We start from the raw sequence: 24,845 nt of genomic DNA on the forward strand, positions 1-24,845 counted from the left end.
GGGTCCCCACGACGCCCGGCAGCTAGGAGCCCCGCATGACCGCGCCCGTCGTCCACTCGCTGCGCGAACAGATCCGCGAGCACATCGTGGAGGGGATCGTCAGCGGGCGCTGGAAGCCGGGTGAGCGGATCGTCGAGCGGCGGATCGCCACCGAGCTGGCGGTCAGCCAGACCCCGGTACGGGAGGCGCTGCGGGAGCTGGAATCGCTGCGGCTCATCGAGTCGGCGCCCAACAAGGGCGTCCGGGTGCGCAATCTGACCGCCGCCGACCTGGAGGAGAGCTATCCGGTCCGGGCGGGCCTGGAGGCGATCGCCGCGGAGCTGGCGGCGGAGCGGCTCGCCGACGACTGCTCGGCGTTGGAACCGCACGTCGCGGCGCTGTACGAGGCGGACCGGCACGCCGACGGGACCGGGCAGGTGCGGCACACCGTGGCGTTCCACCGGGAGCTGGTGCGGGCGGCCCGCAACGCGGTGCTGCTGCACACCTGGGAGGGGCTGGGCATCGAGGTGTTCACCTCGCTGTCCATCCGGTGGTTGGGCACCGTGCAGCAGTCCTACGCGGAGGAGCACGAGACGCTGGTGGCCGCCTTCAAGCGGCGTGACCCGGCGATCGCCGAGTTGGTCAAGGCCCACGTCCTCGGCTGCGCGCCCCGGCCCGACGCGGGGCTGCACCGACCGTGAGCACCGGTTCCGCCCAGCACCGGCCGTACTGGCTCAGTCTGCGGCAAGGCTCGCTCATCCGTGCGAAGCCCCCGCATTCACCTGCGAAAACCAGGCACCGCATGCCTGAGGCGGAGGCACTGGGTGCCGACTTTCCCCCGCTGGAGAGGTTTTACCGATCCGCCCTTTGATCGATCATCGATCAGCGGGTTACAGTCCCCGTTGGGCTTCCAACCGAGAGCCCTCCCGCCCTGTCCTGCCAAGACCTAGGGCAACCCGAACCCCTACCGATGAGGGAACCCCTTCGACTCCGGAAGGCGGCGACATGACCGACCCCACCGTGATCCAGCCGAGCGAGCTGGACCAGCTCCATGACCGCGACCCCGAGGAGACCGCCGAGTGGCAGTCCTCCCTGGACGCCGTGACCAAGGCAGCCGGTCCGCACCGCGCCGCCTACCTGATGCGGCGCACGCTGGAGCGGGCCGAGGGAGCCGGTCTCGCGCTGCCGAAGCTCCTGGAAACCGACTACCTCAACACCATCCCCACCTCCGCGGAGCCCGAGCACGACGGCGACCAGGAGCTGGAGAACCGGATCACCGCGTGGAACCGCTGGAACGCGGCGGCCATGGTGACCCGCGGCAGCAAACTCGGCGTCGGCGGCCACATCGCGACCTTCGCGTCGGCCGCCTGGCTCTACGAGACGGGCTTCAACCACTTCTTCCGGGGCAAGGAGTCCGCGGACGCGCCCGGCTCCGGTGACCAGCTCTACATCCAGGGCCACGCCTCCCCCGGCATCTACGCCCGTGCGTTCCTCGACGGACGCCTCTCCGAGGACCACCTCGACCACTTCCGCCAGGAGGCCGGCGGCAAGGGCCTGCCCTCCTATCCGCACCCGCGGCGGCTGCCCTGGCTCTGGGAGTTCCCGACCGTCTCCATGGGCCTCGGCCCGCTCTCCGCGATCTACCAGGCCCGGTTCAACCGGTACCTGACCAACCGCGGCATCAAGGACCTCTCCGCCTCGCACGTGTGGGCGTTCCTCGGTGACGGCGAGATGGACGAGCCCGAGTCGACGGCCGCCCTCGCGCTGGCCGCCCGTGAGGGACTGGACAACCTCACCTTCGTCATCAACTGCAACCTCCAGCGCCTCGACGGCCCCGTCCGCGCGAACTTCAAGATCGTGCAGGAGCTGGAGGCCCAGTTCCGCGGGGCGGGCTGGAACGTCGTCAAGTCGCTGTGGGGCACCGCCTGGGACGAGCTGTTCCAGCTCGACACCACGGGCGCCCTCGTACGGCGGCTGCGCGAGGTACCGGATGCCCAGGTGCAGACGTACCAGACGCGTGACGCGGCCTACATCCGCCAGGACTTCTTCGGCAAGGACCCGGCGCTGGCGGAGCTGTCCAAGCTGGTCAGCGACGACAAGATCCTTGAGTGTTTCCACCTCTCGCGCGGCGGCCACGAGCCCCGCAAGGTCTACGCCGCGTACCGGGCCGCCCTCTCCCACACGGACGGGCCGACGGTGATCCTCGCGCAGACCGTGAAGGGCTTCACGCTCGGTGAGGGATTCGCGTCCAAGAACGCGAACCACCAGATGAAGAAGCTGTCCACGGACGAGTTCAAGAACATGCGGGACCTGCTGGGCCTGCCCATCTCGGACGGCGACTTCGTCGACGGCGTGGTGCCCTACGGCCACCCGGGCGCCGACTCCCCCGAGGTCCGCTACCTCCAGGAGCGCCGCGCGGCGCTCGGCGGTCCCGCCCCGGCCCGCCGGGTGCACCCGCTGGCCCCGCTGCCCGCGCCCGCCGAGAAGACGTTCGCCTCCTTCGACAAGGGCTCCGGCACCCAGTCGGTCGCCACCACCATGGCGTTCGTCCGGCTGGTCAAGGACCTCATCCGGGACAAGGAGACCGGCCGCCGCTGGGTGCCGATCGTCCCCGACGAGGCCCGCACCTTCGGCATGGAGTCGCTGTTCCCCTCGCTCGGCATCTACTCCCCCAAGGGGCAGACGTACGAGCCGGTCGACCGCGACCAGCTGATGTACTACCGCGAGGCCAAGGACGGCCAGATCCTCAACGAGGGGATCACCGAGGCCGGGTCGATGGCGGACTTCATCGCCGCGAGCACGTCGTACGCGACGCACGGCGAGCCGATGATCCCGTTCTACATCTTCTACTCGATGTTCGGTTGGCAGCGCACCGCCGACCAGATGTGGCAGCTCGGCGACCAGCTGGGCCGCGGCTTCCTGGTGGGAGCGACCGCCGGGCGGACCACGCTGACCGGTGAGGGCCTCCAGCACGCCGACGGCCACTCGCCCGTGATCGCCGCGACCAACCCGGCCGCCCTCTCCTACGACCCGGCGTTCGCGTACGAGGTCGCCGCGGTGGTCAAGGAGGGGCTGCGCCGGATGTACGGCGAGGCCGCCGAGGGCGAGGACCAGGACGTCTTCTACTACCTCACGGTCTACAACGAGCCGATGCCGCAGCCCGCGAAGCCCGCCGGGGTGGACGAGGGCATCGTCAAGGGGCTGTACCGCTTCAACACCGCGGAGTCGGCGGGGCTGACCCTGCCGGCGAACGCGTCGCGCATCCAGCTGCTCGGCTCCGGCACGGCCATCCACTGGGCGCTCAAGGCGCAGCGGGTGCTCGCCGAGGAGTGGGGCATCGGCGCCGACGTGTGGTCCGCCACCTCCTGGACGGAGCTGCGCCGGGACGCGCTGGAGGCGGACGCCGCGGTGCTGCGCGGGGAGGAGCGGGTGCCGTACCTGCGCAAGGCGCTCGCCGGTGCGCAGGGGCCCGTCCTCGCGGTCAGCGACTACATGCGGCAGGTGCCGGACCAGATCGCCCAGTGGGTCGAGCAGGACTGGTCCTCGCTGGGGGCCGACGGGTTCGGGCTCTCCGACACGCGGGACGCGGCGCGGCGCCACTTCGGGGTCGACGCGGAGTCGATCGTCGTGGCGGCGTTGGCGCAGTTGGCGCGGCGCGGTGAGGTTTCTGCGACCTCCGTCAAGGAGGCGCGCGAGCGGTACGGGCTGTGAGCCCGTGGGTGGGGTGGCGGTGACGCCGCCCCACCCATGCCCTCGGGTGTTCGCCCCGGTTCCTGCCTTCGGGTGGGGCCCGGGGCGTTTTGCGTTCGGGTGCGGGTCGTCGTGGGTTGCTCGTGCGGTTCCCCGCGCCCCTGACGGGGCCCGTCCCTGGCTTCGGGGCGCGGGTGGGTTGGGGATGATGGGGGGATGCGGGCTGCTCGGCTGATCAGGATGGTGTTGCTGTTGCAGGCTCGGGTGTCGATGACGGCGGCCGAGCTGGCACGGGAGTTGGGGGTGTCGGAGCGCACCGTGACCCGGGACGCCCAGGCGTTGTCCGAGGCGGGGGTGCCGGTGTACGCGGACCGCGGGCGGTCCGGCGGGTACCGGCTCGTCGGCGGCTACCGGACGGGGCTGACCGGGCTGGCCCGGGGCGAAGCGGAGGCGCTGTTCCTGTCCGGGGTGCCGGGCGCCCTGCGCGACATGGGTCTGGAGGACACCGCGTCGGCGGCCCGGCTGAAGGTCTCGGCGGCGCTGACGCCCTCGCTGCGCGGGGCGTCCCGGACCGCGGCCCAGCGGTTCCACCTGGACGCCCCGAACTGGTTCCACGAACCGTCGACCCCGGCCCTGCTGGCCCCGGTGGCGGACGCGGTGTGGGACGACCGCAGGATCACCGCCCGCTACCGGCGGGGCGCCGGGCACGGCAGCGGGTCCGGTGAGGTGGAGCGGCTGTTGGAGCCGTACGGCCTGGTCCTCAAGGCCGGGGTCTGGTACTTGTGCGCCCGGGCGGACACCGGTGCGTACCGGGTGTACCGCATCGACCGGTTCAGCGCGGTGGACGCGCGGGAGGAGCGGTTCGCCCGGGACGCGGAGTTCGACCTGCCGGGGTTCTGGGCGGAGCGGGCCGCGCAGTTCACCCGGGCGCTGCTGCACGCCTCGGCGGTGGTGCGGCTCTCGGCGGACGGCGTGCGGCGGTTGCGGCACGCGGTGGGGCCCGCCGCCGCCGAGGAGGCCCTGACGGAGACGGGCGAGCCGGACGCGGAGGGCTGGGTGACGGTCACGGTGCCCGTGGAGTCGGAGGAGGTGGCGTACTCCCAGATCCTCGCGCTGGGCCCGGAGGCGGAGGTCCTGGGGCCGCCACGGCTACGGGAGCGGTTCGCCGAGGCGACGCGACGGGCCGCCCGCCACTACCGGTAGTCCACGGGGTCCGGGGTCCGCCCGGCGCGTTCGGCGAGCAGGAAGCCCCAGACGTCCGGGCGGGACCCGTCCGCGTCGGTGAGGCCGTACTCCCGGGCGAGCTGTCCGCTGTCGAGGGAGCGGCCGTTCCACCGGTGGCGCCCAGGGTCGGCGGCGAGGGCGGCGACCCCGCGCCCGAGGTAGGTCGGGGACTCGGACAGCGCCCAGTGGGGCTGTCCGTCGACGCCCTCGCGCCAGGTGGCCTCGGTCAGGCCGAAGTGGTCGAGCATCTCCTCGGAGCGGAGGAAGCCGGGAGTGACGGCGACGGCGGTGCCGCCGACGTGCTCCAGCTCCACGCCCAGGGTGTACGCCATGCGCAGGGGGGCGTTCTTGGCGAGGTCGTAGTAGAAGTTCTCCCGGAACTCGCCGTTGGTCCGGGCGGTGCCGTCGGTGACCTCGACGAGCAGTCCGCCCGGGTTCCGGACGAGCAGCGGCAGGGCGACGCTGCTGGTGATGATGTGGCTGCGGACCCCGAGGTCCAGCATCCGCAGCCCCCGGTCGAGGTCGACGTCCCACATCCGGGTGTCGAAGTCGAGCAGCGGGTTGCCGCCCCACAGGTCGTTGACCAGGACGTCGAGCCGTCCGTGCGCGCGTTCCACCCGGGCGAGCAGGGCCCGTACCCGGTCGACCTCCAGGTGGTCGGTGGGCACGGCGATGCCGGTGCCGCCGGAGCCCGCGGCGCCGGCCGCCGCGTCCACGAGCTCCGCGGTGCCCTCGATGGTCTCCCCGGGGCGTCCCAGTTCGCTGACCCGTTCACGGGTGGTGCGGCCGGTCACGTACACGGTGGCGCCGGCGCGGCCGAGTTCCACCGCGATGGCCCGTCCGGCGCCCCGGGTGGCTCCGGCGACCAGGGCGACCCGGCCGTGCAGGGGCGCCGGGCCGGACGGGGTCCGGGCCGGGGAGGAGGTGGGGGCGGGGGTGCTGGTGGCGTCGTGCGCCGTCACATCGGTCATGCCCCGATGCTGACGAGGAATCCGGACAACCCCTGTCGGTCTTTCCGGACGCGCCGGGACGCGGCCGGAACGGGGGTACGGACCCCGACTCGGCGTGCGGCGGGCGGGCCCAGGGCAGATGCTGGTCCCGTGATGGACGAGACGGAGTTCTGGGAGCTGATCGACGGCTCGCGCGAGGCCGCCGGGGACGACCCCGACGAGCAGGCGGACGTGCTGGTCGAACGGCTGCTCCAGCGCGACCCGGAGTCCGTACTCGACTTCTCCCGGCACTTCGAGGCCCGTTTCCACCGGGCCTACCGCTGGGACCTGTGGGGGGCCGCTTGGGTGCTGCTGGACGGGGTCAGCGACGACGCCTTCGACTTCTTCCGCTGCTGGCTGATCGGCCAGGGCCGGGAGGTGTTCGAGGGCGCCCTGCACGACCCCGACGACCTGGCGGGGCTGCTCGACGACTTCGACCCGGAGGTGGACGGGGACGCGGAGGAGCTGGGGTACGCGGCGGACGAGGCGTACGAGCGGCTGACCGGCATCGCCCCGCCCGAGCTGGGGCTGCCGGCGCCTCCCCCGGAGCCCGAGGGCACGCCCATGGACTTCGAGGACGATGCGGTGCTCGCCCGCTACTACCCCCGGCTGTGGGACCGCTTCGGCCAGTCCGAGGTGTGATCGTCCGGCCGGCGCCCGGGGCGGCTCAGAGGAAGCGGCCCATGAAGACGTCGTCGACGTACTCGCCCCCGACGAAGAACTCCTGCGGCTGCACGCCGTCGACGGTGAAGCCCTCGGACTCGTACAGCGCACGGGCGGGCGCGTTGTGGGCGAGGACCCGCAGGGTGAGCCGACGGGCGCCGCGCCGCCCGGCCTCCTCGACCGCGGCGCGGACCAGGGCGCGCCCCGCTCCCGTGCCCCGGGCGGACCCGGCGACGGCCAGGCCCTGGATCTGCCGCACATGGGCGTTGGTGGGCAGCGGCGTCGGGAAGCCGAGTCGGACGTAGCCCACCACCTCGCCCGCCCGCACGGCCACCAGGTGGTCCTCCGGGTGGGTCCGGTCGCTGAAGAAGGGCTCGTCCGGGGCGGGCGCGGACGGGGTCACCGCGTGCTGGGGCGACCAGGTGTCCCGGTCGAGCCGGGCCAGGGCCGCGTCGTCCTCCTGGCGGGCGGGGCGTATCTCCAGATCGGGCATGTGGCCCAGCCTAGGGGGCACCCGCGGGGGCGGGCAGGGAATTTCCGCGCCCCGCAGCGCGCCCCGGACCGGGGGCGCGCCCCGTTCTTCGGCAGGATGGAACCATGCAGCCTTCCCGCATCGCGGTGGCCGGGGCCTCCGGGCTCGTCGGTTCCGCGCTCGTAGCTTCGCTGACCGCCGACGGCCATCGGGTGGTGCGGCTGGTGCGCCGCCCGCCGCGGGGGCCGGACGAGGTCCGTTGGGACCCGGTGCGCCAACGGATCGAGGCGCCCGGCCTGGCGGACTGCGACGCCGTGGTCAACCTGGCGGGGGCGGGAGTGGCGGCCCATCGCTGGACCCCCGCGTACAAGAAGGAGATCCGGGACAGCCGGGTGCTGGGCACGGCGACCCTGGCCGAGGCCATCGCCTCGCTCGACGTGCCGCCGCGGGTGTTCGTGAACGGCAGCGCGGTCGGCTTCTACGGGGACACCGGCGGCCGGACGGTGGACGAGGGCGCGCCCCCCGGGAGCGGGTTCCTGTCGTCGCTGGCGGTGGAGTGGGAGGAGGCAGCGGCGCCCGCCGAGGAGGCCGGGGTGCGGACGGCGTACGCCCGGACGGGACTGGTCGTGGCCCGCCACGGCGGTGCCTGGCAGAAGCTGTTCCCCCTGTTCAAGGCGGGGCTCGGGGGCCGGCTCGGCCACGGTCGGCACTACTGGAGCTTCATCTCGCTGCACGACGAGGTGGCCGCGCTGCGCCATCTGCTGGACACCGAGGGGCTGTCCGGGCCGGTGAACCTGACGGCTCCCCGACCGCTGACGAACCGTGAGGTCACCGCCGCGATGGGACGGGTGCTGCACCGCCCCGCGGTGTTCGTGGCCCCGGCGCCCGCGGTGCGACTGCTGCTCGGCGAGATGGCCTCGGACGTGCTGACGAGCACCCGGGCGGTTCCGGGGAAGCTGCTGGAATCGGGGTTCGCCTTCGCGTACCCCGGGATCGACGAGAGCCTGCGGGCCGCCCTGCGCTGACGGGGGCGTACGGGGCGGGGCCCGCGCACGGCGGGTGGGTCCCGCCCCGTTGCGGTACGGCCGTGCGACCGGTGTGCGTCCGTGCCACGGTGGCGCGCGCCCTGCCAAGGGCGGCCCACGCTCCTACGCTCGACCGGAACTCGGGTACTCACGGAGCCGCGTCGAGGGTGTCACCCCCCGCGGCCGCGCAACCTCGGGGAGGAGCACGTGTCTGAGCCCGCACGTCACACGGACATCGTCGTCGTCGGTGCCGGAGTCGCCGGACTCTCGGCGGCCCGACGACTCACCAGGGCGGGGATTCCCACCGTGGTCCTGGAGGCCGCCGACCGGCCGGGCGGCCGGATGTCGACCGAGAGGGTCGACGGCTTCCTCCTCGACCGGATGGGGCAGCCCCTGTCCACCGCCCACCCCGAACTGCGGCGCGCTCCGGGACTGGAGGGGCTGGTCCTGCGCCCGTTCTCACCCGGGGTGTTGGTACGGGGCGAGGGTCGCTTCCACCGGGTCGGGGAGGCCCGCAGCATCCGGCGCGCGCGGGGCGCGTTACGAGCTGCGCGCGCCCTGGCAAGCGCCCCTCGGATGCCGCGTACGGGGTGGGTGCCCCGGACGGCGGGCGCGGTCGGGAGCCCACTGGACCAGGCGCGCCTCGCCGCCGCGCTGGCCCGGCTCGCCGACACCCCCCGGGAACGGCTGTTGGCCCGCCCCGAACTGCCCGCGGCCGACGCGCTGCTGGCCCGGGGCGTGCCCGCCCGCACGGTCGAGGGCTTCCTGCGCCCGCTGCTGTCGACGCTGCTCTGCGACCCGGAGCTCACGACGTCCAGCCGGTGCGCGGACCTGGCGCTGCACGCCTTCGCCCGGGGCCGGCTGTGCCTGCCCGAGGGCGGTACCGCCACCCTCCCGGACCTCCTCGCGGCCGGGCTGCCGCCGGGGACGCTCCGTACCGGGGTGCGGGTCCGGTCCGTGTCGACCAACCGGGTGGTCACCGAGGAGCACGGCGAACTCCGCTGCCGGGCGGTGCTCCTCGCCACGGACGCCCGGTCGGCCGCGCGACTGCTGCCGGGGCTTCGGGTGCCGGACTTCCACGGGGTCACCGTCGTGCACCACGCGGTCGACGAGCCGCCGTTGGAGGAGCCCGCGCTCGTGCTCGACACGGAACGGCGCGGGCCGGTGGCCCACACGGCGGTCGTCAGCCAGGTCGATCCGACCCGGGCGCCGGCCGGGCGGTCCCTCGTCGCGTCGACGGTGCTGGGCCCGCCGCCGCCCGACCCCGACCGGGCGGTCCGCGCGCACCTGGCGCAGTTGTACGGCACGGGGACGGCCCGCTGGGAGCTGCTCTCCGTGCGGTACGTGCGGGACGCGGTGCCCGCGATGCCGGCGCCGCACGATCTGCGGCGGCCGGTTCGGGTGCTCGCCGGGCTGTACGTGTGCGGTGACCACCGCGAGACCAGTACGTTTGCCGGGGCCATTCAGTCCGGTTGGCGGGCTGCGACGGCCGTTCTCACGGATCTCGCGCCGGAGCTCAGCCGATCCTCGGAGCGGTTCGCGGCGTAGCCCCGTGCGGGGCGGCGGGGCGGTCCTGTGCGGGTGCGTAGTGGTGGCCCGCGCCGTTCCCCGCGCCCCCTCCGGTGCGCCCGGCTGCGGGTGCGCTGCTCTGCGCGGGCACGCGGCCCCTTTCCGGTGCGACCCGGCCGGCCTGCGCTGCCCCGCGGGGGTACGCGGTCGTCATCCGCGCCGTTCCCCACGCCCCTCTCGGGGCGTTAGCGTCTCGCTGGGGGCGCACGCCCACCCGGAGCGCCCGATAGGGGCGCGGGGAACTGCGCAAAACAACCACGCACCCGCACAGGACCGCGCACCGCAGGTGGACGCACCGATCAGGGGCGCGGGGAACTGCGCAACGCGACAGCGCACCCGCGCCGGACCGCGCACCCGGAAGTGGACGCACCCGATCAAGGGGCGCGGGGAACTGCGCAGAACCGCAGCGCACCCGCACGGGACATCGGACTGTCAGATCAACGCGACCTTGTCGCGATACGCCCGGGCCTGGACCGTCTCCCGATACGGCTCCAACCGCCGCTCGAAGTCCCGGACGTACTCCAACGCCCGCACGGACCGCATGTCCGCAGCCTGCTGCGCGGCCTCCGCACCCAACGCGCAGGCCTGGTCCAGCTCCCCGAGCCCGAGCCGCGCACAGGCCAGCACGACCCGGCAGAACAGCCGACTGCGCGCGTACCCGTGCGCCCGCAACTGCAACGACCGTTCCGCGTGCTGCGCGGCGGCCCGGTACTGCTGGAGGTCCCGGTAACAGTGGCCGAACTCGTCGGCGAGTTGGGCCTCGTCGAAGAACCGGGCCCAGTGCGGGGGCTCGTCCCCGGGCCGGGCCGCGTCCAACGCCCGTTCGGCCCGGACCAGGGACGCCGTACAGGCCCGCACCTCACCGAGCACCCCGTGCCCCCGCGCCTCCGCGGCGTGCAGCAGCGCCTGGACGACGTGCGGGGCGGAGGAGCCGATGCCCTGTTGGGCGACCCGGGCCAACTGCACCGCCTCCCGACCGTGACCGAGGTAGACGGCCTGGCGGCTCATGGTGACCAGGATGTACGAACCGTACGCCCGGTCGCCGGCCGCCTGGGAGAGCCGCAGCGCCTGCACGAAGTACCGCTGGGCGAGCCCGTGCGCCCCGATGTCGTACGAGGTCCAGCCGGCGAGCCGGGTCAGCTCGGCCGCCGCGCCGAACAGTCGCCGCCCGGTCTGCTCGCCGTAGACGCCGCGCAACATCGGCTCGGCCTCGTGCTCCAGGTAGCGCACCAGGGCCTGCCGGGCGTGCCCGCCCCCGTACGCGTTGTCGAGGGTGCGGAACAGTTCGGCGACGGAACGCAGGGCCGCGATGTCACCGCCGGTGACCCGGTGGCCGGGGCCTCGTTCCGTACCGCGCTGTCTCTGCTGGGGCACCGCGCCGCGGCCCTGTGCGGGGATGCGCGCGCCGGCGCCGGGTGCGGGAGCGGGCGGGGGCTCGCTGCGGCCCGGGCGGTCGCCGGGGTGGGCGGGCCGACCCGCCGCGACGGTCGCCCGCTCGTCCACCCGGGAGCGGTCGTCGCCGCGGCTGACCTTGTCGTCGGCGCGGCCGATCAGCCAGTCGCGGCTGGGGACGACGAGCCCGGCGGGGGTGAAGGCGATCTTGCGCAGTTCGGCGTGGCTGCCGGAGTCCTTGCGCCACAGCCCGCTGACGATGTCCACCGCCTCCTCCGGGCCGGCGGCGAACTCCAGCCCGGCGTACACCGGCGCGCACGCGTCGAGGCCCAGGTCCTGGGCGGTGAGTCTGCGCCCGAGGCGCCGGGTGAACACCTCGGCGATGAGGGCGGGGGTGGTGCCGCGCGGCTGCTGTCCGCGCAGCCAGCGCGTCACGGACGTCTTGTCGTACCGCAGGTCGAGCCCGTGCTCCAGACCGAGCTGGTCGACCCTGCGGGCAAGCCCCGCATTGGAGAATCCTGCCTCCGCGATGAGGGCGGCTAGCTGGCGGTTGGGGGTGCGCTGCGGAGGTCGTTCCGTCATCAGATGTGCGGTCTCCTGCCTTTCGGGCCACACCTTGAGCGGCCCTTATGGCCTTGTGAACGGCGCGAATGTAGCGGTAGAAGTCACCCGCAACGCCGCCTTCGCCCCGCATTCATCCGATCGTGTGAGGATCGGCCCGACGGCTGACGCTGCGCGGCGGGTCGTAGAGTGGCGGGGGTGGAGAGGTGGACATCTGCTCCGGAAGGCTCTAGGGAGGCACGTGCCGTGAGTGAGCTGCGGTTCGTCCGGCTGGGATTCGGCGCGGACGCGGTGGAGTACCAGGTGGCCTGGGACGAGCAGCGGCGGGTGCACGCGGCCCGGTTCGCCGACGAGGTCCCCGACACCTGCCTGCTCCTGGAACACCCGCCGGTCTACACCGCCGGACGGCGTACCGAGGACCGGGAACGGCCGCTCGACGGGACGCCGGTGATCGACGTGGACCGGGGCGGGAAGATCACCTGGCACGGCCCGGGCCAGCTGGTCGGCTATCCGATCATGAAACTGCCGCGCCCGGTGGACGTGGTGGCGCACGTCCGCAGGCTGGAGGAGGCCCTGATCCGGGTCTGCGCGGAGCTCGGTCTGGAGACCACGCGGATCGAGGGCCGTAGCGGCGTGTGGGTGCTCGGCGACCCGGTCGACCAGCGGCCTTCGCTCGGCGGGCTCTCCCTGGACTTCGACCCGCGGATCACCGACGACGAGTTCGACGCGCGGTTGAACGGCCCCGAGTACGCCCCGTCGAACGCGGGTCAGCGTCGCGAGGACCGCAAGATCGCCGCGATCGGCATCCGGGTGGCCAAGGGCGTCACCATGCACGGCTTCTCGCTCAACGTGAACCCCGACAACACCTGGTTCGACCGGATCGTGCCCTGCGGCATCCGGGACGCGGGGGTCGCCTCGCTGGCGGGGGAGCTGGGTCGCGAGCTGACCGTCCCCGACGTCCTGCCGCTGGTGGAACGACACCTGACCGAGGTGTGGGAGAACGCGACCCCGCTGCCCCGTGAGGTGCCCGCGACCGAGGACGCCGACCGGCCCGTCGCCACCCCGACCTCCGTCTGACACCGACCCCGACACGGGCCCTTACACCAGGACCGCGCGGCACTGGGTGCCAATTACACACACTCACCCGAACGGGGAATGCTCCCCTACGGTCCGAGGTTGGCACCAGCGCGGGGGCCTTACACCTTTCGGGCGTACCCTGGTGGACGCCCAAGAATCGAATGCACAGGGAGCCGATGTGTCCGCAGTCGCACCCGACGGACGCAAGATGCTGCGCCTGGAGGTCCGCAACAGCCAGACCCCCATCGAGCGCAAGCCCGAGTGGATCAAGACCCGGGCGAAGATGGGTCCCGAGTACACGAAGATGCAGAACCTCGTCAAAAGCGAGGGCCTGCACACGGTGTGCCAGGAAGCGGGTTGTCCCAACATCTACGAGTGCTGGGAGGACCGCGAGGCGACCTTCCTCATCGGCGGTGACCAGTGCACCCGGCGTTGCGACTTCTGCAACATCGACACCGGCAAGCCGCAGGCGCTCGACCGTGACGAGCCGCGCCGCGTCGCCGAGTCCGTCGTCACGATGGACCTGAACTACGCCACGATCACCGGCGTCGCCCGGGACGACCTCGACGACGGCGGGGCCTGGCTGTACGCCGAGACCGTCCGGCAGATCCACGGCATGACCGCGGAGCGCGCCGACGGCCGCACCAAGGTCGAGCTGCTGATCCCCGACTTCAACGCCGAGCCGGACGCGCTCGCCGAGGTCTTCTCGTCCCGGCCCGAGGTCCTGGCCCACAACGTCGAGACGGTGCCCCGGATCTTCAAGCGCATCCGCCCGGGCTTCCGCTACGAGCGGTCCCTGAAGGTCATCACGGAGGCGCGCGCCGCCGGGCTCGTCACCAAGTCCAACCTCATCCTCGGCATGGGCGAGACCCGTGAGGAGATCAGCGAGGCGCTGCGCGAGCTGCACGAGGCCGGCTGCGAGCTGATCACCATCACGCAGTACCTGCGGCCGACCGTGCGTCACCACCCCGTCGAGCGCTGGGTGAAGCCGCAGGAGTTCGTGGAGCTGAAGGAGGAGGCCGAGCAGATCGGCTACTCCGGTGTGATGTCCGGTCCGCTGGTCCGCTCCTCGTACCGGGCCGGACGGCTCTACCAGATGGCGGTGGAGAAGCGGGGCGCGTACATCGCCGTCCAGGCGGTCTGACGCGCTCCCGGAGCGGGTTCCGCGCCGGCGCCCGCTCCCCCCGGGGCAGCACCCGGCTCGGGACCCGCTCCGGGACGGCCTGCTCCCGGGCCCGCGGGGGGCGCACCGCTGCTGCCGGCGTGTGAGTCTCCGCACAGCTCCCTACCGGCTGGTAGCGCCGGCGGGACGGGTCTTCGCAGCTAACGGCCCGCCCCGGGGTGCGACCGGCGAACCGGTCCCCTCCCCCGGGCTTCACGTGCGTTTGACCAGCAGGTCACGCACTGGTAACACCACTTGTAGACCCTGGTTTCCGTGACACCGGTCCCCTCCGCGTACGACGACGTACGAGCCGTACCGTCCGTACGGCTCCGGCAGGTGGACCGGCGCCGCACAGCCGTGAGGCGCCCCACCGCCGCCCGACTGCCGGGCCCACACCACCCGCCGCGCTCCGAGGGGTACCACCATGCAGACCGCGCCCGCCACGATCCCGTCGATCACCGGCGCCCTGCGCGCCGTCGAGACGCTGCTCATCGGCCGCGGCCAGCGCACCGCCCGCCGCAACGCGTGGACGTCCGTCCTGGAGGACCGTCGTCGGGCCGAGGACCGGACCGAGGCGCAGCGCGCGATGGAGCGGTCCCCGGGCCCCGCCCGCACCTCCTGAACCGCGCGGGAGCGCCGCCCCCGCGCACGCAACCGGAATCACGGGGCGCCCGGACGTCGTAGCCGGCCCGCGGGGCACGTAGACTCACAGCATGGCGAGGAAGGAACCCGCAGCGAACGCTGCGAACACCGGGCGTCTCAAGCAGATCGCCCTCACGTACAAAATGACCCGCAGGGCCGACTCCAAGATCGGTCTCGTGCTCGCGGCGGTCGGAATCGGCACCCTCGGTGTCTTCCTCGCGTTCGGTTTCTGGATCGGGCATCCCGTCTACCTGGGCATCCTCGGACTGCTGCTCGCGTTCCTCGCGACGGCGATCGTCTTCGGGCGCCGTGCCGAACGGGCCGCTTTCGGCCAGATGGAGGGCCAGCCCGGCGCCGCCGCGGCCGTCCTCGACAACATCGGCCGCGGCTGGACCACCACGCCCGCCGTCGCGATGAACCGCAGCCAGGACGTCGTGCACCGCGCCGTCGGCAAGGCGGGCATCGTGCTGGTGGCCGAGGGCAACCCGAACCGGGTCAAGTCCCTGCTGGCCGCGGAGAAGAAGAAGATGGCCCGCATCGTCGCGGACGTTCCCGTGCACGACCTGATCGTGGGCACCGGCGAGGAGCAGGTCCCGCTGAAGAAGGTCCGCACGACGATGCTGAAGTACCCGCGGGTGCTCACCGGCCCCCAGGTCACCGCGACCAACGACCGGCTGCGCGCGCTGGGTGACCTGATGAGCAACATGCCCCTGCCGAAGGGGCCGATGCCGAAGGGCATGCGGATGCCCAAGGGCGGACCCAAGATGCGTTAGCCCGACCCTCCATGCCTCTGAAGGGCGCCGGAACCCACCTGGTTCCGGCGCCCTTCGCGTTTCTCCTGGCGCACGGCATGGAGAGACGCAGGTCACACGGGTCCGTGTCACAGGAGGGTGCGCCGTCTCGTCTCGGGTGTGTCAGCACGAACGACGACCGAGGAGCATCCCGTGAACGCACGACTGAACTACTTCGCGAGCCCGATCGCCAGCGAGGTCTTCAAGCACGTCATGACGGCCGGCAAGGTCATCAAGAAGTCGACCCTTCCCGCCGCGACGCAGGAACTGGTGTCGCTGCGCGTGAGCCAGATCAACGGCTGTGCCGTCTGCATCGACATGCACACCAAGGAGGCCGCCGCCGCCGGCGAGACCCAGGTGCGACTGCACCTGGTGGCGGCGTGGCGGGAGGCCACCGTCTTCACCGAGGCGGAGCGGGCCGCGCTGGAGGTGGCGGAGGAGGGCACCCGGATCGCGGATTCGGCCGGTGCGGTCAGCGACGAGGCGTGGGCGAGGGCCGCCGCGCACTACGACGAGGATCAGCTGACCGCCCTGGTGTTCCTGATCTCGTTCATGAACCTGGCGAACCGGCTGAACGCCATCGGGCAGCAGCCGGCCGGCGACTACAAGGTCGGGCAGTTCCACTAAGGGGTGCCGTCACGGGGAAGGGACAGCGTCGTGAACAAGGTCGAGGAGTTCGAGGAACTGCGTCCGCTGCTGTTCTCGATCGCCTATCGCATCCTGGGCAGTGTCAGCGAGGCCGAGGACGCGGTGCAGGAGACCTGGCTCCGCTTCGACGGCTCGCCCACCCGACCCGCCTCCACCAAGGCGTTCCTGTCGGCCACGGTGACGCGGCTCTCCGTCGACGTGCTGCGTTCCGCCCGGGTGCGGCGCGAGGCGTACGTGGGTCCGTGGTTCCCGGAGCCGCTGCTGAGCGATCCGTACCAGGACCCGGCCCGGTCGACGGAGCTGGCCGACTCGGTGTCCATGGCGGCGCTCCTGCTGCTGGAGCGGCTCAGCCCGTTGGAACGGGCGGTGTTCGTGCTGCGGGAGGTGTTCGGCTTCGGCTTCGACGAGGTCGCCGCTGCGGTCGGGCGGTCGGAGGCGGCCTGCCGACAGCTGCTGGTGCGGGCCCGGCGGCACATGCAGGCCGGACGGCCCCGCTTCGCCGCGGACCGGCAGGAGCGGCGGGAGCTGGCCGCGCGGTTCTTCGACGCCCTGCGCAACGGTGACGTGGACGAACTGCGGGACCTGCTCGCCGCCGACGTGCACCTGATCGGGGACGGTGGCGGCAAGGCGCCACAGGGGCGAGGCGCCCACGGCGCCGACAAGGTGGCGCGACTGCTCACGTCCTTCTTCCGCCAGATGGTCCGGCTCGACGTCACGCTGGAACCGCACGAGGTCAACGGCCTGCCGGGCGGGATCATCCGCGACCGGGACGGGCGGGTGCTCCAGACACTGGCGCTCGACGTGCTCGACGGGCAGGTCCAGGCGGTCCGCTCGGTGCTCAACCCCGACAAGCTGGGGCACGTGGGCCCGGTGGCGGACGCCTGGGCGTTCGCCCGTGAGGTACGGCAGGCCCGCCGGAAACCGGAGTGACGTCGGCGGGGCTCACGGGGTCGGTACCGTCCGCACTTCCCGGGACGGTACCGGCCCTTTGCCCATGGCTCGCCGCACGAGGCGTACGCCGCGCACCGGCACGCGCAGGAGCTTCAGATGCGGACCTCGATGGTCCGGGCCAGCTGGTCGTGGAGGCCGCGGCCGTCACGGTCCCAGACGAGGGCCGGAACGCCCAGGCACAGCAGCGCGCCGCGCGTCAGCGCCCGCAACGGACGGAGGTGTCCGCCGTCCGCGGAGATCACCCGCAGCCCGAAGATCCGCTTGCCGGGGGTGGAACCGACCGTTCCCACGGTGAGCACGCTCATCACGAAGAAGAGGAGCAGGGCCCAGTTGCCGGTGGCCTGGTTATAGCCGTCGGTGAGCAGGCCGTATGCGATCAGCACGCACAGCCCCCAGTCGACGAGGAGGGCACCCAGCCGGCGACCCGGGCGGGCGATCGAGCCGGGCCCCGTCTCGGGCAGGCCCAGTTGTCGGCCCCGGTAGCCGAAGTCGGCGCCCTGGTTCTCCGCGGCCTCGCGGGGGCCGGAGAGCCACGATCCGATTGCTTGCCTCTTGTCCACCCGTCCACGGTAACCGGATGGACGACCGGTTCCGCGCCGGGGGTGCGACCCGGCGGCGTCGGGTTGACGCGGGGGTCGCGCGGCCCGGGACGGACGGGGCCGGCCGGACCGGACGGGGCCCTCGGGACGCGGTGCCGCACCGGCCCCGGTTAACTTCGGCGAAACAAATGGGTCACGCTCGGGAAATCCTCCGTCCCTAAGGTCGGGGCGAGCGTGCGCCACCGCACTGGCGCACGAACGAGTTGCAACCCCGCCCCTCCCGGGTCGGGAGTAGGAGGAGTTGGATGTTCCGCAACGCCGACGAGGCCAAGAAGTACATTGCCGACAAGGACGTCAAGTTCATCGACGTACGCTTCTGCGACCTGCCGGGAGTGATGCAGCACTTCACGATTCCGGCCGCGGCGTTCGACCCGGACGAGGAGCTGGCGTTCGACGGTTCGTCGATCCGTGGCTTCCAGGCGATCCACGAGTCCGACATGGCACTGCGTGCCGACCTGTCGACGGCGCGGGTCGACCCGTTCCGCCGTGACAAGACGGTCAACATCAACTTCTTCATCCACGACCCGATCACGGGCGAGCAGTACAGCCGTGACCCGCGCAACATCGCGAAGAAGGCGGAGGCGTACCTCGCCTCGACCGGGATCGCGGACACCGCGTTCTTCGGTCCCGAGGCCGAGTTCTACGTCTTCGACTCGGTGCGCTTCAGCACCTCCGCGAACGAGGGCTTCTACCACATCGACTCCGAGGCCGGCGCCTGGAACACCGGTGCGGTCGAGAACAACCGCGGCTACAAGGTCCGCTACAAGGGCGGTTACTTCCCGGCCCCGCCGGTCGACCACTTCGCCGACCTGCGCGCCGAGATCTCCCTGGAGCTGGACCGCCAGGGCCTCCAGGTCGAGCGCCAGCACCACGAGGTGGGCACCGCCGGCCAGGCCGAGATCAACTACAAGTTCAACACGCTGCTCGCCGCGGCCGACGACCTGATGCTCTTCAAGTACATCGTGAAGAACGTCGCCTGGCGCAACGGCAAGACCGCGACCTTCATGCCGAAGCCGATCTTCGGTGACAACGGTTCGGGCATGCACGTCCACCAGTCCCTGTGGGCCGGCGGCGAGCCCCTCTTCTACGACGAGCAGGGCTACGCGGGCCTGTCCGACATGGCCCGCTACTACATCGGCGGCATCCTCAAGCACGCCCCGTCGCTGCTGGCGTTCACCAACCCGACGGTGAACTCGTACCACCGTCTGGTGCCCGGCTTCGAGGCGCCGATCAACCTGGTGTACTCGCAGCGCAACCGCTCCGCCGCGATGCGCATCCCGATCACCGGCTCGAACCCGAAGGCCAAGCGCGTCGAGTTCCGTGCGCCGGACCCGTCCTCGAACCCGTACCTCGCCTTCTCGGCGCTGCTGCTCGCGGGTCTCGACGGCGTCAAGAACAAGATCGAGCCGGCCGAGCCGATCGACAAGGACCTGTACGAGCTCGCCCCCGAGGAGCACGCGGGCGTGGCCCAGGTCCCGACGTCCCTCCCGGCCGTCCTCGAAGCCCTGGAGAACGACAACGAGTACCTCCAGGCCGGCGGGGTCTTCACCTCCGACCTGATCGAGACCTGGATCGACTACAAGCGCACGCACGAGATCGCGCCGATCCAGCTCCGCCCGCACCCGCACGAGTTCGAGCTGTACTTCGACCTCTAGGCAGCGGGGCCGGACGGCGACCTGGACGGATGCTTGGCGAACAAGCTGTGAACTGCGAGAACACTCCTCAGTAGTTCTCACTGTCTCCGGTCTCTTTCCGCTCTCTTGTGCGCCGAATGCGCACCGCCCGGCCAACTCGCTAACGTGATGGCAGGACGTTGCGAGGGCCGATACCCCCGTCGTGGGGGTATCGGCCCCGTTTTCTTGGTTGCGTACAACCGGCCAGGTCGGTGACCTTCGACGTCTGGATACGCAGGCCGCTGACTTGGCCCTTCAGATGTCTATGGCGCTCGTCGGAAGTGGATCTCCTCGGATGAGGGTGGGTCCGGCAAGTGCCGCCCAGTTGGTTTACGACCTCGGCGAGCAGCTTCCGGGTGTCGATATCCACAGCGGCGACTCGGCGTCAGCAGTAGGTGGCCGCACTCTGAGCACCACAAGCGGCTCATCCGCCTCACCACCTAGGGCACGGCCAAGCCGCGGATTCCGAGCGAAGGCCGCCACCCCGCTCCGGGGTGGCGGCCTTCGCCGTGAGGGCTCCTTACGCGTAGCGAGGGAAGCTAAGCCGTGGGCGGCTCGGGGATACGCCAGATGATGCGGAATCGCTCGGCGTCGGGAAGCCCGAGCGGGCCCACAGGGCCGATCCTTTTGATCAGGTAGCCGAAGACCATGTGATGCGCCTCCTCCGACACCTCTTCCCAGGTTTCCGGAGCCACGATCATCACCTCGCGCATCAGGCTCAGGTCCGACTCGTTCTCCAGCATCTCCACCCGGTCGTCCCGGTCCATCGTGTCGTCGGCGTGCATGGCGCGGATCGACGCCGCAAGGAGATTCGGCTCGCGGCTCAGCCGCCGGAGAACCTCCTGGCAGCCGTACCGAAACGCCGCGTCCGCCTCCATGGCCTCCCGGTCGGGATTGCGGTATCCGTACGGGGCGCCCTCGTCCGCACCGACGTAGTCGCCCTTCAGCAGGTGCAGCAGGACCCGCAGCGTGTGTTCGGCTCCCTGTTCCTCAATGAGCCGCGCCATCCCGTGGACCCATTGGTCCTCAGGTATCAGCGGCTCGTGCGGGGCGGCGAGCGAGGGGTGGATCTCGATGGCACTGAAGGGGTTGATCAACATCCCCATGACCATTTCCGGAGTCCACTTGCCGTCCTCGCCTCCCCAGCCGCCGTTGACGAGTTCCTGGAACGACTTCAGCGCGCCGGACTCCCCTTCACCGATCGCGCGCCACAGTGGCAGGAACCTGGCCGTCTCGGACCCCTCGTCCCGGGGCGGGCTGCACTGCCCGGCCAGGACCAGGACGATGTCATGAACGGTTTCCCAGCGCGGCACCCGTATCCCGTTGACAGCGGAGCGCACGGTCTCATGGCTGGCCGCCGACAGTTGGTCGTCGCGGCAACCGATGAGCGTGCTCACCTTCCGGAAGCTCAACCGGCCCGTCGCACGGTGCAGTTCTTGCAGCGCTTCGACCAACTCGCGGTGTGCACCAGTCGGTTGGGAAGGGGTGCTGGAAGCAGTCAAAGGGGTTCCTCCTGCTCAGGGTGTCAAGTTCCGCCAACACCGTAGAAGCCGCAGGCCAGAGCCGAGTCAGTATTCGTCAAGTTCGCCGGTCCGCCGCCAAACCGTGACTCACGGCCAACTGGCGAGGTGAGCATGGAGACGGCGCCAACGGAGCGCCCCCATCCAAGGAGTTGCTGCCCATGCACATCCCTGCCTACGCTCATGACACGATCCGCGCCGCCGTGCTACCCGAAGTGCCCACGTCTCGGCATGTGGGCGGCTTGGACTGCCGCCTGTGTGACAAACCGTTCGGTGAGGACCTCGCTGCCATACCCCTCGGGCCGACACCGACGTCGGGGCTGTTCGGATGCCGTCCCTGCCTGAGCCGGCTGGTCACCCGGGCGCGACGGGCCCGCGACGCCTCGCTGGTCCACGACGCCGAGCGGGCCCGAGCGGAGTCCGCGGCCTGGATCCCCGTACGTGAGCGTCACCTCGCCCGGCTCGACAGTGTGCGGCAGGCCGCTGAAGCCGTGGCCGAACTGACCCGAGGTGGAGAAACCGAGGCACTGCACGTCGCCTGGCTACTGGTCTCACTGGAATCCGCGTACCTCTGGATCCCCGACGCACCGGAGCCACCCGCTTCTGTGGATCGTGAGGAATCGGAACTGAAGGACGAGGCATTCCGACTCGATCTGGCCATGATCACGGCGAGGGAGGCGGTGGCGGCGCGGCTCGTCTACCACCTGATCAACGAGGCACAGCCCGAGGAACCCGAGATGTGTGAGGAGTTCGAATGCCCGGAAGGCTGCTCGGGGCGCCACGACTCGTCACACATCGACTGCGGGCCTGATGCCATCTTCGACGATCTGGCGGAGCACGGAATCACCGTGGAGCCGCCGGAGCCCCAACCCCTTTCGCCTCGGCTCGCAGCCTTCCTGGGGAGGTCCGAGGCCAAGGTCGAGGAGGATCGCTCGCCGCTTCCGGACATCGAGGAGCAGGCCCCCGTTGTCCTGACGCACTTCGGTATCGACGCGGACGACCCAGATGTCCTGGTGAGCGCCGCGGCGGTCGGCCTGGTGGCCGACGCCTGGCGCGAGGGGCCGCTGGACGTCATCCACGCCGCCGACGGCGGACCGAGCGACGGGGAGATCTTCGCGCAGAGCGTCGATCTGTACCGCAGGGCCCGCGCGGCATTGGTCGCCGCGCGGGACGACGGTCCCGAGGTGCTGCTCGCGTTCGTGGCCGTCGCCTCGAACGTGGACCTTCCATGGGCCGGCGGCTCGGGCTTCGCCCTTCGGACGGTGTCCGAATCAGTGGCGGAGTTTGTCCAGCACGTCGACGACAGGGTCTGGTTCACCGCGGAGGTGATGCGTGAACAGGGCTGGCGCGCAGGGCTCCTGCATAGAGCCACTTCGGCCGCGTTCAAGGCTCCTGCGCACTTCGGTATGCCGGGCTGGCCCGGCGCCGTCGCCTCCGCGATGGAGCGTCTCGCCGTGCTGGACAGGTCGGGGGCACCAGAGGCTTTGACAGATCTCGCAGCGGTGGAAGCCACGTTGCTCGAAGCACCCGACCGGCTGGGGGCGGACACCCTCGACTGGATTCTCACCAGTCGCTGCTTGGCTAGCCCGTCCCCCGGCCCGCCCATCCGCTGACAGGCCCAGGTAGGGAGGGCCCTCGCACCGGGGTACAACATCGATGTATCCGGCTCGCGGGGAGTCGGTGGGTGGCATCTTCCTATGGGCCCGGCACCTTGGGACGCTGCACTTGGGCGTGGTTCGCCCAGCTCCGCACAGCAATTGTTCGTGGGCTCACTAGGTATGTGACCTGAAGTGCCAGCCGGGTTGGCGCGAGGTATCAGCATGCCCAGAAGCACCAACAAAGCAATTGCCCGTGTTCGAATGCAGTACCTGGGTGAACCCAGGGCCGCTGCGCTGGACGCCGTACCCCGTGACGGCTCCCTCGGTCTGGACACCTGCTCGCCAGAGCAGCGTACGCTCCGCGCGTTGATGGCCCTTGGACTGTTCAACCGATCGGGGTACTGGCAGCCTCATCGTGGCGTCGCCGCCTGGGGGCTCCACACCCTCCTCGCGTACGACATCATCGCCTCGCCCCGGTTCGACCGACTCGTCCTCATCACGGACGTGCCACACAACGTGGCTCCGTATCTCCTGCCCAGCCGTGACGGCGGAAGCTCTCTGCCGGGTCTCCGCCTCGAAGAGTTCCGCGGGCGGCGCACGTACCTGGCACGCCATCTTCCTACAGGCGCTCAACTGGTCATCACTGGAAACCCTTCCGGGACCTGGGCCGGGAAGCTGCGCCCATCCCCTCGATGGGGCTTCTATGCCATCGACAGGCCCCTCACGAGTTCTGAACGAACACGACTTGAAGAAGTCCCCGAGATGAGCGAAGACGCCGAACGGTTGTTGGCGGGCCTCACGTGCCGTATCGCCGCACAGGACGCTGAAGGCAGATGGGCGATGGGCAACTGGTTCTCCGACCCGCTGAGGCGTCCCGGCTGGCTGGGCGACCGAGGCGAAGATCGGTACGAGAAGCAACTACAGGGCTCCGGGGACCAATGGGTACTCCGGTGGAATGGCTTTCCCTACGTCGAAGACGTGACCGCGTCGCTGACTGCTTCCCCCATCGGCGTCTCCGGTGCCATTGCTCGTGATACCGGCACCCACTTCGAAGTCCGGTTGGGCAGCGCAACCCTGCGCTTGAACGCGCAACGCGCCCCAGTGCAGCAGGAGTCGGAGGGCGCCTCGTGAGTTGGGAAAGCCTCAGCCTGGTCATCCTTGCCACCTTCGGTTGCCTCACGCTCCTGCTGACGCAGATGGGCGAGGTGCTGTCGAAGCTTCCGCAGATCATCCGTGCTTGGCGGCAAGTACGAAACGAGTTGCGCAACGGGGCGGATCATGAATGCCGCGACGCCTCGCCTGAGCATGGCGATCGAAGTGTCGCACCGGCGCCCGAATCGACTCGTTCCCCTGTCACACCCTGCTGGTGTGAAACACCTGGCGAGCCATCCGCACGGAGTATCGATGAGTGATCCGCTCGATGCCCTCGAGCCGCGTATCTAAGATGGGGAGTCCGGCAGGAACAGTGGCTGTTGTTCGCCATGTGTACCGGTTGTGCACCGAGCACCTCTGGAAGAGAGCGTTGATGCAGTTCAGAAGCCGTCGTTCCACACAGTACTTCGACCTCTAGGCAGCGGAGGGACCCGGGAGCACCCGCCCGGTGACCCGACCGAACCGCGCGCACGCGCCCAGATCGCGTTGACGCCCCCGCCCCGGCTCCCGAGCCGGGGCGGGGGCTTCGTCGTCCGGGCCGCGCGGAACCCGAACGGCACCGCACGGGCGGATGACCCGGGCCGGACCTCCGCCGCCGGACCGGCCGGCCGCCCTAGGGTGTGGTCCCCCACCGGCACCACGGCGGTGGGCCCCGTTCCCCGGAGGGCGTCGCCATGACCGCACCGCACAACTACGCGCACGAGCGCGCCCTGTGGGACGCCTTTGCCGAGCGGGCGGGGAAGGACCCGTCCGACGACGAACCGGTGTTCCGGTGGACGCAGTACCGGGAGCACCCGGCCGACCCCGGCCCGGAGCTGCTCGGCGCCCCGAGCACCGCGCTGGAGATCGGCTCCGGCACCGGTCGGGCGGTGGCCCACCTCGCCGGGCGCGGGGTGAAGGCGACCGGGGTGGACCTCTCGCCGGTCGCCGTGGCCCGGTGCGCCGAGCGGTACGGGCACTCGGGCGCCGAGTTCGTCTGCGCCGAGGTGCTCGCCCACCTGGCCGGTGGGCAGCGCACCTACGACGCGGTGTACTCGATCTTCGGGGCCGTCTGGTTCACCGACCCCGAACGGCTCTTCCCGCTCGTCGCGGAGGCCCTCAACCCGGGTGGCACCTTCGCCTTCTCGCAACCGCCCGCCATCCCCGGCGCCTACGGACCCCAGGGCATGTACAAGGGTGGCTTCGCGGGGCCCGCCATGTTCACGTACCGCTACAGCTACACCCCCGGGACCTGGGAGCGTTTCCTCCGCGACGCCGGGTTCGGGGACGTGCACGCCCGGGTGCTCGACGCTCCGCAGCCCGGCCACATCGGCACCCTCCTCGTCACCGCGAGGGCCATCTGACGCCCCCCGTCAGGTCCCGGTGCGCGGCGGGCGCGGGTGCGTTTCGCGTGGTGGGGCTGCTCCTCGTACCCCGTTGACGGGCGACTCGGCCTGGTGACGGGGTGGGAACGCCCACCACACCCTGG

At 71.4% G+C, this 24,845-nt stretch carries 21 protein-coding genes; 16 read left to right on the forward strand and 5 right to left on the reverse strand.

All coding sequences use genetic code 11. The features are described from left to right. The first annotated feature begins 35 nt into the window (after window positions 1-35). From ACFWIA_RS04380 to ACFWIA_RS04390, 3 genes are all read left to right on the forward strand, one after another. Complete coding sequence (locus tag ACFWIA_RS04380) at window positions 36-680, forward strand: GntR family transcriptional regulator (RefSeq protein ID WP_387000256.1); 645 nt, start codon at window positions 36-38, stop codon at window positions 678-680. A 304-nt stretch (window positions 681-984) separates the two neighbouring features. Beyond that, a complete protein-coding gene (aceE, locus tag ACFWIA_RS04385; protein WP_387000258.1) occupies window positions 985-3,690 on the forward strand; it encodes a pyruvate dehydrogenase (acetyl-transferring), homodimeric type in 2,706 nt (901 codons plus the stop codon). Between the two features lie 195 nt (window positions 3,691-3,885). Next, window positions 3,886-4,872, forward strand: coding sequence for a helix-turn-helix transcriptional regulator (locus ACFWIA_RS04390; protein ID WP_387000260.1), 987 nt, complete (start codon window positions 3,886-3,888; stop codon window positions 4,870-4,872). On the opposite strand, the gene ACFWIA_RS04395 is transcribed toward ACFWIA_RS04390, so the two are convergent. Then, the gene (locus ACFWIA_RS04395) at window positions 4,863-5,864 is read right to left on the reverse strand and encodes an SDR family oxidoreductase (protein WP_387000261.1); all 1,002 of its coding nucleotides are present in this window, start codon (window positions 5,862-5,864) and stop codon (window positions 4,863-4,865) included. The genes ACFWIA_RS04390 and ACFWIA_RS04395 overlap by 10 nt on opposite strands. A gap of 132 nt (window positions 5,865-5,996) precedes the next feature. On the opposite strand from ACFWIA_RS04395, the gene ACFWIA_RS04400 reads away from it, so the two are divergent. Continuing rightward, the gene (locus tag ACFWIA_RS04400) at window positions 5,997-6,524 is read left to right on the forward strand and encodes a DUF4240 domain-containing protein (RefSeq protein ID WP_387000477.1); all 528 of its coding nucleotides are present in this window, start codon (window positions 5,997-5,999) and stop codon (window positions 6,522-6,524) included. A gap of 25 nt (window positions 6,525-6,549) precedes the next feature. On the opposite strand, the gene ACFWIA_RS04405 is transcribed toward ACFWIA_RS04400, so the two are convergent. Continuing rightward, window positions 6,550-7,038: a GNAT family N-acetyltransferase gene (locus ACFWIA_RS04405; RefSeq protein WP_387000263.1), complete on the reverse strand. Its 489-nt coding sequence runs from the start codon at window positions 7,036-7,038 to the stop codon at window positions 6,550-6,552. Window positions 7,039-7,142: 104 nt separating this feature from the next. On the opposite strand from ACFWIA_RS04405, the gene ACFWIA_RS04410 reads away from it, so the two are divergent. Both ACFWIA_RS04410 and ACFWIA_RS04415 read left to right on the forward strand, forming a co-directional pair. Next, complete coding sequence (locus tag ACFWIA_RS04410) at window positions 7,143-8,042, forward strand: TIGR01777 family oxidoreductase (protein WP_387000265.1); 900 nt, start codon at window positions 7,143-7,145, stop codon at window positions 8,040-8,042. A gap of 207 nt (window positions 8,043-8,249) precedes the next feature. Beyond that, window positions 8,250-9,590 carry an NAD(P)/FAD-dependent oxidoreductase gene (locus ACFWIA_RS04415; protein WP_387000267.1) on the forward strand — a complete coding sequence of 447 codons (1,341 nt, stop codon included), beginning with the start codon at window positions 8,250-8,252 and terminating at the stop codon, window positions 9,588-9,590. 453 nt (window positions 9,591-10,043) lie between these two features. Here ACFWIA_RS04415 and ACFWIA_RS04420 read toward each other — a convergent pair whose 3' ends face one another. Further along, window positions 10,044-11,585, reverse strand: coding sequence for a regulator (locus ACFWIA_RS04420; protein WP_387000270.1), 1,542 nt, complete (start codon window positions 11,583-11,585; stop codon window positions 10,044-10,046). 225 nt (window positions 11,586-11,810) lie between these two features. Between ACFWIA_RS04420 and lipB the strand changes: the two genes are divergently transcribed. From lipB to ACFWIA_RS04450, 6 genes are all read left to right on the forward strand, one after another. Next, window positions 11,811-12,641, forward strand: a complete 831-nt coding sequence (gene lipB, locus ACFWIA_RS04425; protein ID WP_387000272.1) for a lipoyl(octanoyl) transferase LipB — start codon at window positions 11,811-11,813, stop codon at window positions 12,639-12,641. Between the two features lie 178 nt (window positions 12,642-12,819). After that, window positions 12,820-13,785, forward strand: coding sequence for a lipoyl synthase (gene lipA / locus ACFWIA_RS04430; RefSeq protein WP_387000274.1), 966 nt, complete (start codon window positions 12,820-12,822; stop codon window positions 13,783-13,785). Window positions 13,786-14,227: 442 nt separating this feature from the next. After that, window positions 14,228-14,425: a hypothetical protein gene (locus ACFWIA_RS04435; protein ID WP_387000276.1), complete on the forward strand. Its 198-nt coding sequence runs from the start codon at window positions 14,228-14,230 to the stop codon at window positions 14,423-14,425. A 91-nt stretch (window positions 14,426-14,516) separates the two neighbouring features. After that, on the forward strand, window positions 14,517-15,218 hold the full coding sequence (locus tag ACFWIA_RS04440) for a DUF4191 domain-containing protein (protein ID WP_387000277.1): 702 nt from the start codon (window positions 14,517-14,519) through the stop codon (window positions 15,216-15,218). Window positions 15,219-15,389: 171 nt separating this feature from the next. Then, window positions 15,390-15,863, forward strand: a complete 474-nt coding sequence (locus tag ACFWIA_RS04445) for a carboxymuconolactone decarboxylase family protein (RefSeq protein ID WP_387000279.1) — start codon at window positions 15,390-15,392, stop codon at window positions 15,861-15,863. A gap of 30 nt (window positions 15,864-15,893) precedes the next feature. Continuing rightward, window positions 15,894-16,814 (forward strand): RNA polymerase sigma-70 factor, encoded by a 921-nt coding sequence (locus ACFWIA_RS04450; protein ID WP_387000282.1) that lies wholly within the window; start codon window positions 15,894-15,896, stop codon window positions 16,812-16,814. A gap of 113 nt (window positions 16,815-16,927) precedes the next feature. Here the strand turns inward: ACFWIA_RS04450 and ACFWIA_RS04455 are convergent, their stop codons facing one another. Continuing rightward, the gene (locus tag ACFWIA_RS04455; protein WP_387000284.1) at window positions 16,928-17,395 is read right to left on the reverse strand and encodes an RDD family protein; all 468 of its coding nucleotides are present in this window, start codon (window positions 17,393-17,395) and stop codon (window positions 16,928-16,930) included. Between the two features lie 284 nt (window positions 17,396-17,679). Here ACFWIA_RS04455 and glnA point away from each other — a divergent pair, with 284 nt between their 5' ends. Further along, entirely contained in the window at window positions 17,680-19,089 is a 1,410-nt protein-coding gene (glnA, locus tag ACFWIA_RS04460; RefSeq protein ID WP_387000286.1) for a type I glutamate--ammonia ligase, read from the forward strand. Window positions 19,090-19,646: 557 nt separating this feature from the next. Here glnA and ACFWIA_RS04465 read toward each other — a convergent pair. Beyond that, window positions 19,647-20,504: a hypothetical protein gene (locus ACFWIA_RS04465; RefSeq protein WP_387000288.1), complete on the reverse strand. Its 858-nt coding sequence runs from the start codon at window positions 20,502-20,504 to the stop codon at window positions 19,647-19,649. Between the two features lie 284 nt (window positions 20,505-20,788). Here ACFWIA_RS04465 and ACFWIA_RS04470 point away from each other — a divergent pair, with 284 nt between their 5' ends. From ACFWIA_RS04470 to ACFWIA_RS04480, 3 genes are all read left to right on the forward strand, one after another. Beyond that, the gene (locus ACFWIA_RS04470; protein WP_387000290.1) at window positions 20,789-22,240 is read left to right on the forward strand and encodes a hypothetical protein; all 1,452 of its coding nucleotides are present in this window, start codon (window positions 20,789-20,791) and stop codon (window positions 22,238-22,240) included. Between the two features lie 747 nt (window positions 22,241-22,987). After that, window positions 22,988-23,356 carry a hypothetical protein gene (locus ACFWIA_RS04475; RefSeq protein ID WP_387000292.1) on the forward strand — a complete coding sequence of 123 codons (369 nt, stop codon included), beginning with the start codon at window positions 22,988-22,990 and terminating at the stop codon, window positions 23,354-23,356. 695 nt (window positions 23,357-24,051) lie between these two features. Beyond that, the gene (locus tag ACFWIA_RS04480; protein WP_387000294.1) at window positions 24,052-24,720 is read left to right on the forward strand and encodes a class I SAM-dependent methyltransferase; all 669 of its coding nucleotides are present in this window, start codon (window positions 24,052-24,054) and stop codon (window positions 24,718-24,720) included. The last annotated feature ends 125 nt before the right edge of the window (window positions 24,721-24,845 follow it).

Origin of the sequence: Streptomyces sp. NPDC127068 (genome assembly GCF_042724695.1) — a bacterium.
In the GTDB taxonomy this organism is placed as follows: domain Bacteria; phylum Actinomycetota; class Actinomycetes; order Streptomycetales; family Streptomycetaceae; genus Streptomyces.

Bases quoted from the DNA above. Each gene is read 5' to 3' on its own strand.
- ACFWIA_RS04405 (WP_387000263.1), bottom strand. From the start codon at position 7,038: ATGCCCGATCTGGAGATACGCCCCGCCCGCCAGGAGGACGACGCGGCC.
- ACFWIA_RS04420 (WP_387000270.1), bottom strand. From the start codon at position 11,585: ATGACGGAACGACCTCCGCAGCGCACCCCCAACCGCCAGCTAGCCGCC.
- ACFWIA_RS04380 (WP_387000256.1), top strand. From the start codon at position 36: ATGACCGCGCCCGTCGTCCACTCGCTGCGCGAACAGATCCGCGAGCAC.
- ACFWIA_RS04475 (WP_387000292.1), top strand. From the start codon at position 22,988: ATGAGCGAAGACGCCGAACGGTTGTTGGCGGGCCTCACGTGCCGTATC.
- ACFWIA_RS04435 (WP_387000276.1), top strand. From the start codon at position 14,228: ATGCAGACCGCGCCCGCCACGATCCCGTCGATCACCGGCGCCCTGCGC.
- ACFWIA_RS04395 (WP_387000261.1), bottom strand. From the start codon at position 5,864: ATGACCGATGTGACGGCGCACGACGCCACCAGCACCCCCGCCCCCACC.
- ACFWIA_RS04410 (WP_387000265.1), top strand. From the start codon at position 7,143: ATGCAGCCTTCCCGCATCGCGGTGGCCGGGGCCTCCGGGCTCGTCGGT.
- ACFWIA_RS04480 (WP_387000294.1), top strand. From the start codon at position 24,052: ATGACCGCACCGCACAACTACGCGCACGAGCGCGCCCTGTGGGACGCC.
- ACFWIA_RS04440 (WP_387000277.1), top strand. From the start codon at position 14,517: ATGGCGAGGAAGGAACCCGCAGCGAACGCTGCGAACACCGGGCGTCTC.
- ACFWIA_RS04390 (WP_387000260.1), top strand. From the start codon at position 3,886: ATGCGGGCTGCTCGGCTGATCAGGATGGTGTTGCTGTTGCAGGCTCGG.
- ACFWIA_RS04470 (WP_387000290.1), top strand. From the start codon at position 20,789: ATGCACATCCCTGCCTACGCTCATGACACGATCCGCGCCGCCGTGCTA.
- glnA (WP_387000286.1), top strand. From the start codon at position 17,680: ATGTTCCGCAACGCCGACGAGGCCAAGAAGTACATTGCCGACAAGGAC.
- ACFWIA_RS04400 (WP_387000477.1), top strand. From the start codon at position 5,997: ATGGACGAGACGGAGTTCTGGGAGCTGATCGACGGCTCGCGCGAGGCC.
- aceE (WP_387000258.1), top strand. From the start codon at position 985: ATGACCGACCCCACCGTGATCCAGCCGAGCGAGCTGGACCAGCTCCAT.